The sequence below is a fragment of the Ollibium composti genome (genome assembly GCF_004801285.1).
In the GTDB taxonomy this organism is placed as follows: domain Bacteria; phylum Pseudomonadota; class Alphaproteobacteria; order Rhizobiales; family Rhizobiaceae; genus Mesorhizobium; species Mesorhizobium composti.
Map to the genome: position 1 here is coordinate 83,099 of NZ_SSNY01000003.1, position 14,667 is coordinate 97,765.

General features: G+C 60.7%; 20 protein-coding genes and 1 pseudogene. 12 read left to right on the plus strand and 9 right to left on the minus strand.

The window, feature by feature from the left end; all coding sequences use genetic code 11:
- The first annotated feature begins 182 nt into the window (after positions 1–182).
- A complete protein-coding gene (locus E6C48_RS06210) occupies positions 183–995 on the plus strand; it encodes an HNH endonuclease (RefSeq protein WP_136355176.1) in 813 nt (270 codons plus the stop codon).
- A 27-nt stretch (positions 996–1,022) separates the two neighbouring features.
- Here E6C48_RS06210 and E6C48_RS06215 read toward each other — a convergent pair.
- Positions 1,023–1,289, minus strand: a pseudogene (locus E6C48_RS06215) (ATP-binding protein); the annotation flags it as partial.
- A gap of 282 nt (positions 1,290–1,571) precedes the next feature.
- Here E6C48_RS06215 and E6C48_RS06220 point away from each other — a divergent pair.
- From E6C48_RS06220 to E6C48_RS22495, 3 genes are all read left to right on the plus strand, one after another.
- Complete coding sequence (locus E6C48_RS06220) at positions 1,572–1,823, plus strand: DUF982 domain-containing protein (protein ID WP_136355178.1); 252 nt, start codon at positions 1,572–1,574, stop codon at positions 1,821–1,823.
- Between the two features lie 120 nt (positions 1,824–1,943).
- Positions 1,944–2,099, plus strand: coding sequence for a hypothetical protein (locus tag E6C48_RS22490; RefSeq protein ID WP_168734462.1), 156 nt, complete (start codon positions 1,944–1,946; stop codon positions 2,097–2,099).
- A gap of 28 nt (positions 2,100–2,127) precedes the next feature.
- Positions 2,128–2,301: a hypothetical protein gene (locus tag E6C48_RS22495; RefSeq protein ID WP_168734463.1), complete on the plus strand. Its 174-nt coding sequence runs from the start codon at positions 2,128–2,130 to the stop codon at positions 2,299–2,301.
- A 141-nt stretch (positions 2,302–2,442) separates the two neighbouring features.
- Here E6C48_RS22495 and E6C48_RS06225 read toward each other — a convergent pair whose 3' ends face one another.
- Complete coding sequence (locus E6C48_RS06225; protein ID WP_136355912.1) at positions 2,443–2,718, minus strand: DUF1488 family protein; 276 nt, start codon at positions 2,716–2,718, stop codon at positions 2,443–2,445.
- Positions 2,719–2,771: 53 nt separating this feature from the next.
- Between E6C48_RS06225 and E6C48_RS22500 the strand changes: the two genes are divergently transcribed.
- Positions 2,772–3,116 carry a hypothetical protein gene (locus tag E6C48_RS22500; RefSeq protein WP_168734464.1) on the plus strand — a complete coding sequence of 115 codons (345 nt, stop codon included), beginning with the start codon at positions 2,772–2,774 and terminating at the stop codon, positions 3,114–3,116.
- A 53-nt stretch (positions 3,117–3,169) separates the two neighbouring features.
- Here E6C48_RS22500 and E6C48_RS06235 read toward each other — a convergent pair whose 3' ends face one another.
- The gene (locus E6C48_RS06235; protein WP_407940962.1) at positions 3,170–3,508 is read right to left on the minus strand and encodes a hypothetical protein; all 339 of its coding nucleotides are present in this window, start codon (positions 3,506–3,508) and stop codon (positions 3,170–3,172) included.
- Between the two features lie 14 nt (positions 3,509–3,522).
- Positions 3,523–3,786 (minus strand): hypothetical protein, encoded by a 264-nt coding sequence (locus E6C48_RS06240; RefSeq protein WP_136355185.1) that lies wholly within the window; start codon positions 3,784–3,786, stop codon positions 3,523–3,525.
- Between the two features lie 466 nt (positions 3,787–4,252).
- On the opposite strand from E6C48_RS06240, the gene ftsZ reads away from it, so the two are divergent.
- The 6 genes from ftsZ (at position 4,253) to E6C48_RS06275 (ending at position 7,704) form a co-directional block, all read left to right on the plus strand.
- The gene (gene ftsZ, locus E6C48_RS06245) at positions 4,253–5,245 is read left to right on the plus strand and encodes a cell division protein FtsZ (RefSeq protein ID WP_136355187.1); all 993 of its coding nucleotides are present in this window, start codon (positions 4,253–4,255) and stop codon (positions 5,243–5,245) included.
- A 9-nt stretch (positions 5,246–5,254) separates the two neighbouring features.
- Positions 5,255–6,007, plus strand: coding sequence for an NYN domain-containing protein (locus E6C48_RS06250; RefSeq protein WP_136355189.1), 753 nt, complete (start codon positions 5,255–5,257; stop codon positions 6,005–6,007).
- 254 nt (positions 6,008–6,261) lie between these two features.
- On the plus strand, positions 6,262–6,471 hold the full coding sequence (locus tag E6C48_RS06255; RefSeq protein ID WP_136355191.1) for a cold-shock protein: 210 nt from the start codon (positions 6,262–6,264) through the stop codon (positions 6,469–6,471).
- Between the two features lie 110 nt (positions 6,472–6,581).
- Complete coding sequence (locus tag E6C48_RS06260) at positions 6,582–6,806, plus strand: hypothetical protein (RefSeq protein WP_136355194.1); 225 nt, start codon at positions 6,582–6,584, stop codon at positions 6,804–6,806.
- Positions 6,807–7,143: 337 nt separating this feature from the next.
- Entirely contained in the window at positions 7,144–7,404 is a 261-nt protein-coding gene (locus E6C48_RS06270; RefSeq protein WP_136355197.1) for a DUF982 domain-containing protein, read from the plus strand.
- 57 nt (positions 7,405–7,461) lie between these two features.
- A complete protein-coding gene (locus tag E6C48_RS06275; protein WP_136355200.1) occupies positions 7,462–7,704 on the plus strand; it encodes a hypothetical protein in 243 nt (80 codons plus the stop codon).
- A gap of 155 nt (positions 7,705–7,859) precedes the next feature.
- On the opposite strand, the gene E6C48_RS06280 is transcribed toward E6C48_RS06275, so the two are convergent.
- From E6C48_RS06280 to E6C48_RS06295, 4 genes are all read right to left on the minus strand, one after another.
- Positions 7,860–8,480: an NADPH-dependent F420 reductase gene (locus E6C48_RS06280; RefSeq protein WP_136355202.1), complete on the minus strand. Its 621-nt coding sequence runs from the start codon at positions 8,478–8,480 to the stop codon at positions 7,860–7,862.
- A gap of 50 nt (positions 8,481–8,530) precedes the next feature.
- Positions 8,531–9,472, minus strand: coding sequence for an SDR family oxidoreductase (locus E6C48_RS06285; protein WP_136355204.1), 942 nt, complete (start codon positions 9,470–9,472; stop codon positions 8,531–8,533).
- 47 nt (positions 9,473–9,519) lie between these two features.
- Positions 9,520–10,122, minus strand: coding sequence for an NADPH-dependent F420 reductase (locus tag E6C48_RS06290; RefSeq protein WP_136355206.1), 603 nt, complete (start codon positions 10,120–10,122; stop codon positions 9,520–9,522).
- Positions 10,123–10,191: 69 nt separating this feature from the next.
- Entirely contained in the window at positions 10,192–10,926 is a 735-nt protein-coding gene (locus tag E6C48_RS06295) for an SDR family NAD(P)-dependent oxidoreductase (protein ID WP_136355914.1), read from the minus strand.
- Between the two features lie 268 nt (positions 10,927–11,194).
- Here E6C48_RS06295 and E6C48_RS06300 point away from each other — a divergent pair, with 268 nt between their 5' ends.
- Positions 11,195–12,091 (plus strand): LysR family transcriptional regulator, encoded by an 897-nt coding sequence (locus tag E6C48_RS06300; RefSeq protein WP_136355208.1) that lies wholly within the window; start codon positions 11,195–11,197, stop codon positions 12,089–12,091.
- 123 nt (positions 12,092–12,214) lie between these two features.
- Here the strand turns inward: E6C48_RS06300 and E6C48_RS06305 are convergent, their stop codons facing one another.
- The gene (locus E6C48_RS06305) at positions 12,215–14,605 is read right to left on the minus strand and encodes a hypothetical protein (RefSeq protein WP_136355210.1); all 2,391 of its coding nucleotides are present in this window, start codon (positions 14,603–14,605) and stop codon (positions 12,215–12,217) included.
- Between the last annotated feature and the right edge of the window lie 62 nt (positions 14,606–14,667).

The following is a 14,667-nucleotide window of genomic DNA, read 5'->3' on the forward strand; positions in this document are numbered from 1 at the left end:
ACGTTGGCCCGTTTCGGACGCTGCGGTTGTGAATGAGGTGGCAAGAATGCGGTCTCATCGTGGACATTCAGCCAAAGTTTGCCTTTGCCGCAGAAGCGGACCTACCGTGAGTGATCTGGAATTTAGCGTAGCGCCTTGGCTCGGCCACTCGGATTACAAGAACTAGTTGCCGAGTTCAGAATATGTCAAAACACATGCGATGCATTTTTTGCAAGAACCCATCCTCTTCTTCGAGAAGCGTTGAGCATGTCATTCCTGAATCATTGGGAAACAAGCGGCACGTTTTACCGAGAGGCATCGTATGCGACGCTTGCAACAACTACTTTTCCAGAAAGGTCGAAAAACCGTTCCTGGATATGCCAGTCGTTCGGCAATTGCGTTTCCAGCAGGACCTTCAAAGCAAGCGCGGCAATCTCCCGTCGATAAGCGGATTGATAACACCGGACATACCGGCGCTGCTTACGCGATATCCAAAGTATGATTTTACGTCGGTCCAAGTGTCCGAATCGGACCTCGCTAGGATTCTCCAGGCTAAGGAGGGTACGATACTGTTTCCGCTGGCCGGAGATCTCCCCGACACGCCAGTTGTCTCGCGATTCTTGGCGAAGATCGCGCTGGAAGCGATGGCCTTGCGCCTTGTCGAGTACCCAGAAGGTATCGCCTACATTTGTGACGAGGTGCAATTCGATGTCCTGCGCGATCATGCCAGGAAGGGTTATGTCAGCCCTTGGCCCGTCCACGTCAGGACCATTTATCATCAAAATGGAAAGACTTTCGGGCCCGAGGGTAATGCAGAACAGATCGTTCACGAGTTCGATTTTCTTGTAACCGATCAAAGCGAATGGTTTTTCGTCCTAGCGATATTTGGGGTAGAGTTCTCGATCAACTTGGGCGGACCCGAAATTTCCGGCTATCGGCGTTGGCTTGAACAAACTGGCGGTCTTAGTCCACTGTACACCGAAAGGCATGGCGGCATGGCCGCGATGCCCAAATAGCAACGCCACCTCCGTTGGCGGACCAAACTACCAATCGAGAAACATTGCGATATCCGGATGTTCGTTCAAGGGGACAACGAACAGAGGGACACTGAGAGCTAACGCCGCACGATAGGCTGCAAGTGCTGACCGCTCCTGATGTTCAGCAAGCTCTTCATGCGATCGGGTCGGTCTCTTTCTGTGGGTGTCACATAAACGTCGCAACGCGATCTTTTCAACGTCATCGACCAGAACAACGAAGCGAGAAACATCGATCGCCGAAAAAACTGAAGGTGAAATTTCCACCAGGCCTTCAGATTTCAGTTCTACGCGGCATCGTTCCTACCATCGTTTCCGAATCAGGTTGCCCCGATATTCCCTTAATGGAATTTTCTCCTTGTAATAGCAAATGAGCTGTTCAGTGAAACGGCAGCTATCGTTTGATTGGCGCTGTAAGCGGTCGTTCCGCTGACGGCCCCGAAATTGTCAGATGCAATGTGCCTCGATGACGGTCGTAGTGACAATGGCGCTCGACCGCCCGGTGAGGATTGCAAGAGCCGAGCTCGCCTTTCTGTGCAATCGAGCATAGGGTGCGCGATGAACCGTAAAAAGTTCCAGGCCCCCGTGGTTGTCTATATCGCCGGTCCGACGGGCTTCACTCTCATCGAAACCATGCAACAGGCCTCGGATTTTCTGTTTGACCATTGGCCTGGAAACGACAGCTTGGCCTGGACCGACGCGATGAAGTGCTGCGCCGAAGAAGGTGCTGCCGATGATGCGAGTGTCGCATTCCTCGCCGCACTGAAGGGTGCTGGGATCAGTTACGATCGCACGGTCAAAATTTACTGACGACGGCCGCTCACAACCGCAGGCTGAGTTGCATGCGCTGGCGGGATCGGAACCCGCCGTTTCAATTTCTGCGGACATTCGCCTGATGAAGCATACCATCTATCCAAACGGAGGGCTCGAATGGCGATGAAGCCGAATTATCGATACGAGCGTAGTCAACGAGACAAGGCCAAGGCGGCCAAGAAAGAAGCGAAGCTTGCCGCGAAAGCAGCAAAAGACAAGCCCTCGTCCATGGCACAGGACGAAGCGCGGGAGCCCGCTGCCGACGAAGGCTGAAGCAGCGTAGAATGGCCTCGGAGTTGCAATGACGAAGCGCGAGACGGACGACTTCGAAATCGATGTGGAATGCCCTCGCTGCCATCATCAGGCAAAGACGCGCGTCGGCTGGATTCGTACGCACACGCAGCTGGAATGCCAGAATTGCGGCGACATCATCGACATCGAGAGCAGGAACTTCAGGTCGCACGAACAGCGCTAGGCTGTCAAAAGATACCGGCTTCTCCCGGGAGGCTGCGATCGCAATCCGGGCCCCCAATACCCGGTTGCTGTCCACCGAGATCGAGATGCTAGGCAGATGGACGTGAGCTGCGAGCCACGGCCTTCGCCGGAGGACGGTACATCAAGGCAAGTCGCCGACCGTTATGACGTAGTTAGTCTGCCGGCCGCGCGAATAGAGCTTGCGGGCAACCTCGTAAATCGAGGAGCGCGCCCGATCGAACGCGGCAAGACAGGCCGCCTCCGTTACCTCTGTCCTGCCCGTCCTGGCGCCGGTTCCTGCCAGCGCATCGGCTTCGATAAAGAATCGGACTTCGAACATGCCGTCGTGGCCGATAAAGCGGACCGCATTGCGTACTTCGTCGAAACTGCGGCTGGAATTGGGAAAGTCGAGCGTCACGGTTGACAAGCCGAGCCCTCCTGGCCGGGCAACCGGCGGGCCAGCGACCTACCATGCTCACGCCGACGGGCCTCGTTGCGACGATTGAGGTAAAGCATGCCTTCGGTGGCCCGACCAAGGCTCATGCCGGTCATGGCAAGGCCCTGGATTTTCGCCGGAATTCCCGTGAAGACGTGATAGATGCTCCAGGAACCGTCCCGTTCGACCCGACGACCATACTGGTAGTCGATGGAGTCATGACAGGTCGCTTCGCTCCTGCTTTCCCGCCTGGTATCTGCCGGGGCGTGCTGTCCGATTTCGTGAGCATTCATGGTGGCGTCCTTTTTCTGCAGACTGTCATCGGCGCGGACCGGCAAAAAAAGGCCGGGACTCGATCCCCACGGCTCATCAGTTCCTGACTTTGCCGTTCGACGTGTTGGCGGCGGGCCTGAGCTGGCTGCCCAAAGGGTTATCAGTCTTTGCCTGTTTCGGTTTCCGGATCTCGCGATTGCTGCGTTTTTGCCCCTTGGCCATGGCCGAACGTCCTTTCGAGCAGGGTTGTTTTTTCGCTATCCGGCGATTCCCGTACCGGTTCGAGGCTGTCCTGCGTGGTCACCCGCTCATAGCGCTCTGCATCGTTGCGGATGCGGTATTGAGGTGAATCACCCCTCGCAGGGAGCGTGCCGGTGATGTGGTAGATTTCCGCGGTCTTCGGGAATGTGCCGAAGCTACCCTTCAGTCGCACGGTCTGACCCACGGCATAAAGGTGGGTTGCAGCCTCGCGGCGGAGTGGGCGGGAATTACGGCGCATGAAACTTGTCGTAGTCATGATTGTTTTCGGTCCGGTTCCAGCGCGGCTTCGAGGAAAGCCGGATCGACCGGCACCATCTGCTGCGTGGTTGTCTTTACCGAGACGGCCGGTAGGTGAATGAAGGTAGCGACACGCCTCCAGGCGAGACTTGAACCGCTCTCGATAGGCTCTTCGTCGAGTTCGATGAGATAGTCGCCTGGCGGCTGCGGCGTATCAAACCCCGGCAGCGAAAACGCCGACAGGAAGCGAACGACCTTCTGCGTGGTGCGGTTGTCCATAGCTGCCACCCTTTCGGAGACGCTGCTGCCCGACCCGCAGACGCAGTCCGCCTGTCAGGTCCATACGCTGTCAGCGCGGCGTTCGTTTCCAGGCTTCGAGCAGACGCGGCCGACTGCGCCCGGTCGGCACAACCATATCGCTATCGAAAATTCGGAATAAACTGGCGGGTCTCTGACACCGCGCAAGCCAAATCGGCCAAATCAACGAGGTCTATCTATGCGCCTTAATTGAGTTGCAAACAAGGCGTTTCCGTTTTTGTTTTTCTCTTGAAGAGAATTCGCAGCTCAGCAGCCAAGGAAGACTTCAAGTATAGACACTTCGACATTGAGACCACTCGGAGGGCAGAGCCGCCGCTTGCGGGCGAGGCCTCGGTCTGGTTCCCTGCTTTCGGCGGGTGTTGTCCTGATTCGCAGCGCGTGGCGCCGGTCCCGGACCGGCAAGCGAGCCTCTGAGAGGAAGACGGCAATGAACGCCAGATCGGCAATCACCGAGATGAAGCCTAAGATCACCGTGATCGGGGTGGGCGGCGGCGGCGGCAATGCCGTCAACAACATGATCGCCGCCGGATTGCAGGGCGCGGAATTCCTTGTCGCCAACACCGATGCGCAGGCGCTTGCCATGTCCAAGGCATCGAAACTGATCCAACTGGGCGCCAGCGTCACGGAAGGGTTGGGAGCCGGCTCCATGCCGGATGTTGGCGATGCGGCCGCGCAGGAGTCGATCGACGAGATCATGGACCACCTTGCGGGAACGCATATGTGTTTCGTGACGGCCGGCATGGGCGGCGGAACCGGAACAGGCGCCGCTCCCGTTATCGCGCAGGCCGCGCGCCAAGCTGGCATTCTCACGGTCGCCGTAGTCACCAAGCCGTTCGTCTTCGAGGGCAAGCGGCGCATGCAGTCGGCCGAGGATGGCATCGAGCGGCTTCGCCAATGCGCGGATACGGTGATCGTCATCCCAAACCAGAACCTCTTCAGGGTCGCCGACGCCAGGACGACCTTCGCGGATGCCTTCGCCATGGCCGATCGTGTCCTCTACGCGGGCGTTGCCTGCATCACCGATCTCATCGTGAAGGAGGGATTGATCAATCTCGACTTCGCCGACGTGCGCGCAGTGATGCGCGACATGGGCCGGGCGATGATGGGGACGGGCGAGGCCTCGGGCGACGGCCGGGCAAAGGCGGCGGCCGAAGCGGCGATCGCAAACCCGCTTCTCGACGAGGCGTCGATGGGTGGGGCGAGAGGTGTGCTCGTCTCGATCTCGGGTGGGCCGGACATGACGCTGTTCGAGGTCGACGAGGCCGCGACCCGCGTCCGCGAGGAGGTCGATGCCGACGCCGACATCATCGTGGGCGCCATATTCGACGCGGCTCTGGAAGGAAGGTTCAGGGTCTCCGTCGTTGCGACGGGATTACGACAAAAGACGCAGGTGACCGAATTCGAACAGAGACTGGCCTAAGGAGCTGCGATGCTATCCGAACCCCGCTCGCCGCGCCTTGCCGTTCTCATCGATGCCGACAATGCCTCGGCCAAGATCGCCGACGGCCTGTTCGAAGAGATCGCCAAGATCGGCGAGGCCAGCGTCCGTCGCATTTACGGCGATTTTTCCAGCTCACGCTCGAAGGCCTGGGCCGACGTGCTATCGAGGCACGCGATCATTCCGCAGCAGCAATTCGCCTATACGACAGGCAAGAACGCGTCCGACATCACTCTGGTCATCGACGCGATGGATCTTCTTCACAGTGGTCGTTTCGACGGCTTCTGCCTGGTTTCCTCCGACAGCGATTTCACCCGGCTGGCCGCCCGCATCCGCGAGCAGGGCATCGACGTGTTCGGCTTCGGCGAGCAGAAGACGCCTGAGAGTTTTCGGCAGGCCTGTCGCAGGTTCGTCTATACCGAGAACCTTCTTGCATCCGCGCCGGCAAACGAGCCGGAGGCTGCACCGAGCGCAAAGCCGTTGCAGTCACCCTCCGCCGCCGTGCCGATCATCCGGAAAGTCATCGCTCAGATGGAAAGCGAGGACGGCTGGGTTCCGCTCGGTGCGGTTGGCACTCAGCTTGCCAATCTGGCCTCCGACTTCGATCCCCGCACCTTCGGCTTTCGCAAGCTGAGCGATCTCGTACGCAAGACCAACGCCTTCGAGATCGACCATCCTGAAGGAGGGATGCTGCGGATAAGGATCAAGCCGGAGGCCGCAAGAAACGGACGGCGGGGAGCGTGAGGGCCTGCGAAGGCGTAGAAATTCCTATTCCGCCGAGATGATCAGTGCTGAGGCAGCAAGTTTTATTCCAGACCCTTGCCTTGTTTCGAACACCGAATAGGTCTATGTTCTAAATATCGATCTTGGCTGTCGAACTTTGTTTCTGACGCGAGCTGCGTCTTCGGCGATCTTCTCCTATCAAAATCGATCTGAACCGTTTGTCACGCATCTTGCGCGGCAAGCAATTTTCTATGGATGATTGAAAGGAAATCGTCATGAATACTGGAACCGTGAAGTTCTTCAATTCGGCCAAGGGCTTCGGCTTCATCGAACTCGGCAATGGCCAGCCGGACGTGTTCGTCCACATCTCCGCCGTCGAGCGCGCCGGCATGCGCTCGCTCGCCGAGGGCCAGAAGCTCAGCTTCGACGTCGTGAAGGACGACCGCAACGGCAAGAGCGCGGCCGAGAACCTGCAGGCAGCATAACGATTGCGCTGGCCTTTGACCACGGATGTACTGGCACTGGCTGCAGAGCGCAGGTGAGAGAGGTCGGGCAAGCCCCGGCCTTTTTTCTTTTCATGATCGGAGACCCGCACATGCGACACCCCGAAATGCCGCAGGGGATATTCAAGCCGAAGCCGACCGCCATCGAAACGAAGCAGGACGCCACCACCAGGGCTGCCCGCCAGATCATCGACGGCGAAGCGGCCGTGCGGGAACAGAAGACCGAGCGGTTGAGGCTGGCCAGGCTGGCCAGCGAAGCGACAAACACGAACACACCGCCCACTCAGAGGCGGATAAACAGGCGCAAACACACCTAGCCGGATTGCACGGTACGATCACAGCAACGGGACAAAAGACGATCGCCGAATTCCAACAGGGAAGGATGATGACTATGCCTTCGACCTATTTCGCTTATCGGCACGCCATGACAAAATTCTGCGACATGCTGCTGGGAAAACCGCCTGTCGTGGCGAAACGCTTCAAACCCACCATGCTGGAAGCGCGGGCTGACGAAGCGCGGCGTCGCAGGCGGAACGATACCGACGGCTCGTCGCGCAGAGCGACCGAAACGAAGCGCAGACACTGGATGCACTGAGGCGTCCGATCCTCACGCGAGCGCGGAACGCGTATGTCGGAAATTCCGATAGGTCTACCATGAACAGCCAGAACTTCAGGGTGCCTTTGGTGATCTACGACGACCGAGCAGGCTTTAGCCTGATCTCGTCGGTGTCCCAGGCGGCTGATTTCCTGTTCGCCCATTGGGGAGAGCATGACAGCCCGGCGTGGTCCGACGCCATGAACTGCTGCTCGAGCGTCAAACTGGGGACCGCCACACCGGAGCAGGTCAGTTCCGCCTTCATCGCCGCAGTGACGGGCGCCGGGATCAGGATCGACTCCACGCTGCGCCTGTATTGACCTCGGCAATAGACCTTCTCGGCCTCAGATCGAGTGCCGTGCCGCCACGGAGCGTAGATGAACAACGTTGTCACCCTTCATGGCGAAAAACGCTGGAAGGCCGTCATCGACTATCGCACCGATGACGGGCCGAAGAGTGTTGAGCACTATTTCGAGGAGATTTCGGATCTCCATCTCATCATCGAGCACGGACCCGACTGGAATTTCCTCATCCGCTGTACGGTCACACTCAATCGACCCGACGATGGCGAAGAGCAGAACAGCACTGGAAAAGCGCTGCGACAAGAGCGGCTGTACTGACTTCCCAGCCTGATTGACGGGCCACTTTCCGCGTCACTTCTAGGGCGACCTTGCAGCGGCTGACGCGAACGTCTGCAACTCCAGCTTGGATGCCAAAACTTGACTGACCGCTCCCGGCCCCTGAGCGGTAGTGCCGCCAATGTCGTTTCGCCGATTCAGCCGATATCGAGGTTCAAGGTGAAGTCCCAGGTGCCGGCGCCATTCTTGGCCAGGCCGACCATCATCAGTCCGAGCGCCTCGAGTGTCTGGGCCATGTGCAGGCCGCCGACATCGAGCGGATGCAGCCCGAGACTTTCGAGGAAAGCCGAGACGCGCGCCTTCGCCTCCGCATCGTCGGCTGCGATGAACGCGTCGAGGTGTCCGCCCTTTGCAAGTACGTGACCGAAGATCGTGTTGAACGCCTTCACGACATGAGCGCCGGCGGGGAGGCCCTTGGCGGTCTCCTGCGCGCCAGAACTGCCATGGGGAGTGACGAGGCCCGAGAGGTCGGGGGCAACCGGGTTGGTAATGTCGATGATCACCTTGCCGTCGAGCGCTTCCCCAAAGTCGGTTACCACCGCCGCCGCGCTGCTGTATGGCACGGCCAGGATGACGATATCACCCGCTGGCACGACGCCGTAGGTCCCTGTGGTCGCCCCGGCTGCAAGTTGGTCGGCCAGCGCCCGCGCCTTGGCGGGGTCGCGAGTGATCACCTCAACGGTATGCCCGGCCTTGGCGATGCGGCCGGCGATCGCCGTGGCCATAGTTCCTGCACCGATGACGCTGATAGTGCTCATGTTCGGTCTCCTGGAGAAGTAGTGGAATGCTGTTCGCGGGCTCTGCGGGGTCAGCCGGCTGGAAAGTAGTGGCCGTTGTCCAGATCGGCGAGAAGGCCGGGCTGAGCGGGTTCCCAGCCGAGGGTCTGGCGGGTGTTGAGGTTGGACGCGGGAACGTCCAGCGTCACCAAATTCGCGAGGAACCCGAAGTGCGCCGGCAGCATCAGGACGTCTGCGGGAATGGGCACGGCGGGCAGGCCCAGACGGCTGCTAATGGCTTCGGCGATCTCGCGGAGTGAGATGCCCTCATCGCCGACCGCGTGCCAATATTTGCCGGCTGGGGCCTTCTCCAGCGTCAAGCGGAACAAGGCGGCGAGATCGCGAGCGTGCACGGCTGACCACCGGTTTGCGCCGTCTCCGGGGTAGCCGACGACGCCCTTCTCGTTCGCAAGCCCGATCAGCAGCGGGAGGAAGCCGGCATTGTCGGTCGCGCTGTGCATGACGGGAGGAATCCGCACGATCGAAGACCGCACGCCCCGTTCCGCAAGGCCGACCGCGGTGGTTTCCACGATGTTGCGTGCCCGCAAGGTCCCTTTGTACCCATCGCCGCCGGGAAGGGTCGGGTCGTCCTCGGTGGCTGGCCGGCCCAGGCCTTCCCATCCGGGCGAGCCAATGCTTCCCGAGACGACAAGCGGCTTTCCGGTCCCCGCCAGTGCCTCGCCGTACGCGAGCATGATCTGGACCTCCGCCGCAGCCACGGCGTCGATACCGCTGGACGCAAGCAGATCCTGCCTGTGCGCGACGTGGATGACCCCGTCGGAGTCCGCAGCCGCCGCCTTGAGCCCATCGAGATCTTCCAAGCTGCCGCGCCGAGCCTTCGCGCCAAGCGTGGTCACCCTGGCCGCGGACTCGTCCGAACGAGCCAGAGCGGCGACCTCGTGGCCGGCGGCGACGAGGTCGGAAATGATGTACGGACCGGAATGGCCGGTCCCCCCAGTGACGAAAACGCGCATGAAACTGCTCCTGTGGACGACGCGAGAAGTGGTGGTCCGGGACGTGCTCAGCCGTCGAACTTGACCAGGTCCTTGAAGATCAATTGACCCCATCTATTTCCGCGTGCCTGGACCAGCAGCCCACCTTCTGAAAGCCTGCCGAGTTTGATCGGTGCGAAACCGAGATTTTCCGCAAGCCCTGAAATCTCCACTGCCGCGGCATCATCATCGCTCGCCAGGAACACGACTCTCCTGCCACCAGGTACGGCCGGGTCCTGACCAAGGTCCGCAGCCGCCAAATGGTTGAAACCCTTGACCAGTCTTGCACCAGAGAAGGCCTGCGCAACGGCCTTTGAAGAAGGCTGTCCGTTCAGTTCCTCAGGGGGCACGCCGTAGGCATTGGTCACATCGACGATGGTCTTGCCCTGCCAGTTAGGAAGTGCCTTCGCCACATGCGGATGCTGTTCGAAACGGACGGCCAAAAAGATGATGTCCGCCTTGATGGCGTCCGCCAATTTTTTGGGAATGATCGTGAGACCGATCGCGTTTGCGGTGGATGCAAAGCTTTCGGGGTCGCGTGTCGTTGCAACGGATACTTCGATCCCGTTGCGGGCAAACGCCCTGGCCAGAGCCTGACCGATATTGCCGAAGCCGATGATTGCGTAGCTCATGTTATTTTCCTCGGTTACGGAGCCCTACGGACTCCAAATGGTTGACTGGAGCTTTCCCGGAGTGGCCCGTCAGATTTGCGCCAGTCCGCCGTCGACAGCGAGTTCGCTGGCGGTCATGAAGCTGCTGTCCGACGATGCGAGAAAGGCGGCCGCCGCTGCGATCTCCGCCGGATCGGCCATGCGCTGGAGCGGGTTCATCGAGGCGAAGGCCTTCAACCCCTCCTCGCCTATTGCTTCCTTCGCGAGTTCAGTCGCCGTCGGCCCGGGCGACAGCACGTTCACACGGATGCCGGTGCCCTTCATGTCCTCCGCCCAGGTCCGCGCCAAGTTGCGCACGGCCGCCTTGCTCGCGCTGTAGGCGCTGAACGCCGGGGCACCGGTGGTGCCGGCGCTCGACCCGGTCAGGATGATTGAACCACCCTGGCCCATCAGCGGTAGCGCCTTCTGGACCGTGAAGATCGTACCCTTCACATTGGTGTCGAAGGTTTCGTCAATGTGCTCGGCGGTGATCTCGCCGAGAGGAAGCAGGCTTCCCGCCCCGGCATTGGCGAAGACTATGTCGAGGGTTCCGCGTTCGGCCTTCACCGTTGCGTAGAGCCGGTCCAGGTCGGCCATATCCGAGACCGAGCCCTTCACCGCACGGGCATTGGGCCCGAGCTCGGCCAGGGCGGCGTCGAGCGCTTTCTGCCGGCGACCGAAGATGAAGACGAAGGCACCCTCCTCGACGAAGCGCTTCGCCGCGGCGAGGCCGATGCCGGTAGCGCCGCCCGTGATGACGGCAACCTTACCCTCAAGCTTTCCCATGACTTTCCCTTTCGTGGTGTCGGGACAGCATCCGTCCCCGAGAACCTCGAAATGGGTCCGCCGGCGTCCGTTGTTGAGTGCGGAAGCGCGCATATCGGTGGTGCGAAATCGATCCGGCCGGGCGACTGTCGCCAGCCGTGACGATCGCTATCCATCGCCCGGAATCGGGCCGCGCTCGTCGACATATGCTATAATGGCCGCCCTTGTTGCCATTCGGCGTGTTAGATGCAGGCTTTGAAGGGCGCACCCAGCGGTGCGGGATTGCACCATGATCGACTGGGACGACGTTCGCTACTTTCTTGCCGCCGCGCGTGGGGGGTCGGTCCGGGCTGCCGCCGAACGTCTCGGAGTGAATCACTCTACCGTGCTGCGACGCATCGCCCAGCTCGAGCAACGGCTGGGAGCGCAGATGTTCGAAAAGCTGCCATCGGGCTACCGCCTGACTTCTGCGGGCGAGGAGGTCCTCGAGTTCGCGGAGCAGATGGAAGCGTCATCACATTTGCTGGAGACGCGCGTCTTCGGCCGCGACCAGAGTGCACGCGGGCTTTTGCGGGTGACGCTTCCGCCGTTTCTCGCCACACACCTGCTCATGCCCGATCTCGCTGACTTCGCACGTCTGCATCCGGACATCGAGATGGAAATCCTGTCATCCGGCGAGGTGGCTAACCTGACCAACCGGGAGGCCGACGTCGCGATCCGCATTGTCGCCGACCGCAAGACCCTGCCGCTCAATCTTCACGGCCTGAAGGGACCGGAGCTGTTCAGCGGCGTCTACATGTCTCGCAATCGACTGGCCGCGTGGCGCGCGGGCGAGCCTGATCCCATCCGGTGGATCGTCATAGACGATCATGGAATTCCGGACTGGGCGCGCGAGGGAGAGGTTCACGCCACGGGAGTTCCGTTCAGGACCCCGGACGCCGAGGCTCAGATCGCTGCAGTGCAGCAAGGGATCGGGATGACGAAACTGCCGTGCTTCGTCGGAGATGCCGACCCCCTGCTGGTGAGGGTGCCGGGCATCAACGTACCCATGCATGGGACGCTCTGGCTGCTCACGCAGGGGGAAACACGCAAGACGAAGCGCGTGCGGCTCTTCACCGAGTTCGTATCCCGCAGGCTCGCCGCTTACGATCCACTGCTGTCGGGCCTATCCGTATCGCGCGACTGATGCCCGACGCTGGCGGCTTTATCCCAAGTCGCTCCCAAAAGCGTCGTTCCGCTTCCGGCCCCAATCAAGACCATTAACTGCACACATCTTACTTGTGGTACCGGAACACGAATCTGATCATGGCTAAGCCGCCTCCCAGACCTGGTTCAGAATCCGCGCAGCAAGCGCCGCCTTGTCCTGTGGCAGGAACCGACCATAGTGCTTGGCGACCATTTCGGGTGTGTCCTGGATCGCATAACTCGCCTGCTCGTAGGAGCCGGTCTTCTTCAGGATGTGAGTGGCCAGCACGTCGCGAATGTTGTGCGGTCCATGCGGCAGAAGGCCCTCAATGACTCCGCGCCCGGTGTAGGGATTGTAGATGCCGTAGCGCTGGATGATCAGTCGCCAAGCCTCGAAGAACGTATTCTGGTCATAGGCCGCCGATGTGCTGGTAACTTTTACGGTCTTGACGAAGAAGGTTCCCGGGTCGGAGGCGCCTTTGAGAAGGCGAGAGCGGTGACGTTCGACGTAGGCGTCGATATATCGGTAGAGGTCGCCGATGTCCGGCAGCACCAACCGGAAGGGCTTGTCGCCGAAATAGGAAGAGTTCGCGTTCTTGAAGGCGACCGATGGTATGAGCACCTCCCAGCCGCGATCCCGTTCGCTCCAGCGTAACTCGCCGACTTTCAGGTCCGCCAGTTGCCGTTCGGACATCGGCAGCTTCCCGCGCGGACAAATGAGTAATTGCCGAAGGTTCTTCTGCCGCAATCCGGTGTGGAGGCCGAACCGGATAAGGAGGAACGAGCGCACGGCCTCGGCGGCAGCCGAGGGATAGCGTCGTTCGTCCGGAAGCATGCGGATGATTTCGTCGGCGATCTTCCGGTATTCGCCGACCGGGCTGTCTGCCTCGAGGATGGGCATGATCGGTTCGAACGGGTCGCGGTGCACCTTCGCCACCCGCTGGATTTCCTTCACACGCCCGGTGCAATGCTTATGACAGATGTCGCAGGCGTCGTTCCAGTTCTCGCGAGCCGCGGCGATCTGGTCTTCCGAAACAAGGCCGGGAACAGCGATAAGGTGCTCGGCAAGCTCAGGATGCTGCCTGAGCCAGCCCGTCTCGACGCGGGTCAATGCCAACGCGATCCGCAGCATATCGACTTCCCAGGCTGTATAGAAGCCGCGACGCCGCTCGCGCCATCGCAGATACCAATCCCAGACTGATGGAAACACCAGCATCGCGAAGGTGAGCGATGCCGCCGGGATCCCGGGGCCACCGACAGCGCTTTTCGGCGGGGCCGCCAGCGCACCGAACAGGAGCCCGAAATGTTCGACTTTCTGGGCGGCTGTCTCTTCTCCCCAGACACCGACGCGCTGGTATCCGAATGCGGTCAGCGTCGTCGTCTTGAAGTCGAGAAGCTGGGCCATCTCTCCCCACAGCCGCTCTGGAGCGTCGATGACGGTATTGGTTGCGCCGGCGAAGTCGTCGTCATCGATGTCAACGACATCGGGTGGGCGTGATGCAGTTCCCGGGAAATTCGATCTGTCTAGAATCCCGGGGAAGCGGACGGCGTATCGATTTCGAAGGGCCAGCGCCTGAAAACGGCGGTAATCCGTGCCACCGGATACGATGACGCGCTGGACCCATTCCAGGATTTCTTCGCGTTCCTCGGGAGGACGTCGGTCGAAATCGTCAGGCAGATGCCAAGCAAGGCGGCGGCGCTGCGAAGGCGTGATGTCCGTCGGTCGGTGTCCGGTAGCGGCGCGGGCCGGGTGAGCCAGCTTCGCTTTGAAGTAGCCTTCGGGCAAACGATAGCGTCTTTCTATCCGGCCCAGAATCTCGAAGCTTGCGACCGAGCGCGGGGCCTTTGTTCCCTTGAGCCAGGTGAGCAAGGTCTTGCGGTCGAAGTTCTCCTCGGATCGGACGATCGCCCGATACAGCTGCCAGCAGCTGTCGCCGTGGCGCTCTATGTGAAGCTTCAGCGCGTCCGTGAAAGTGTCCGGTTCCTCCCACATGGTCCACAGAGGGTCCGGGAACTCAGCGATCGGTTTGGGTTTCATGCCCCGCTTGCGGCGAGGCGCTTCGCTGGCAGGGTCGGCGGCAGGAACAGTCTGTTTGGGTACGTGTTTTCGAGGAGCCTCGGGGGCAAGCGGCGGTTTGGACTCGGTTTCCCTGAAAGCCGAACGATGCCGTCGCGAAGTCGGCCTGACCCTGAGGTTGCGGTCGGCACCTCGCTTCCGGATTTCCTTGCGTTTCGCTGACCTGGAGCCGACGAAGCGGACTATGGCATCGATTGCTGGACCGAGAATGCTGCTCGCACGTTCGAGGGCCTCGACGGCGACGCCGCATTCCTTTGCGATCTCCGGCCAATCCGGCCGGCCGCCGTGTCTTGGAGGCAGCTGGCGGTTGGAGATCAACGAATGAAGATAGACACTAAGCCGTTCGAGTTCCCGCGGAGGAAAAACCTCGGCGACTCGCTGGCGGAGGAATCGATCGATCATGCGGGGAAACGATGCCCGCCCGGCACTTCTGGTCATTGTCGTCTCGTCTGGAAACAACGACCCTGTGCCGCTGCCGGCCAGCATCCGTAGCCGGTTAC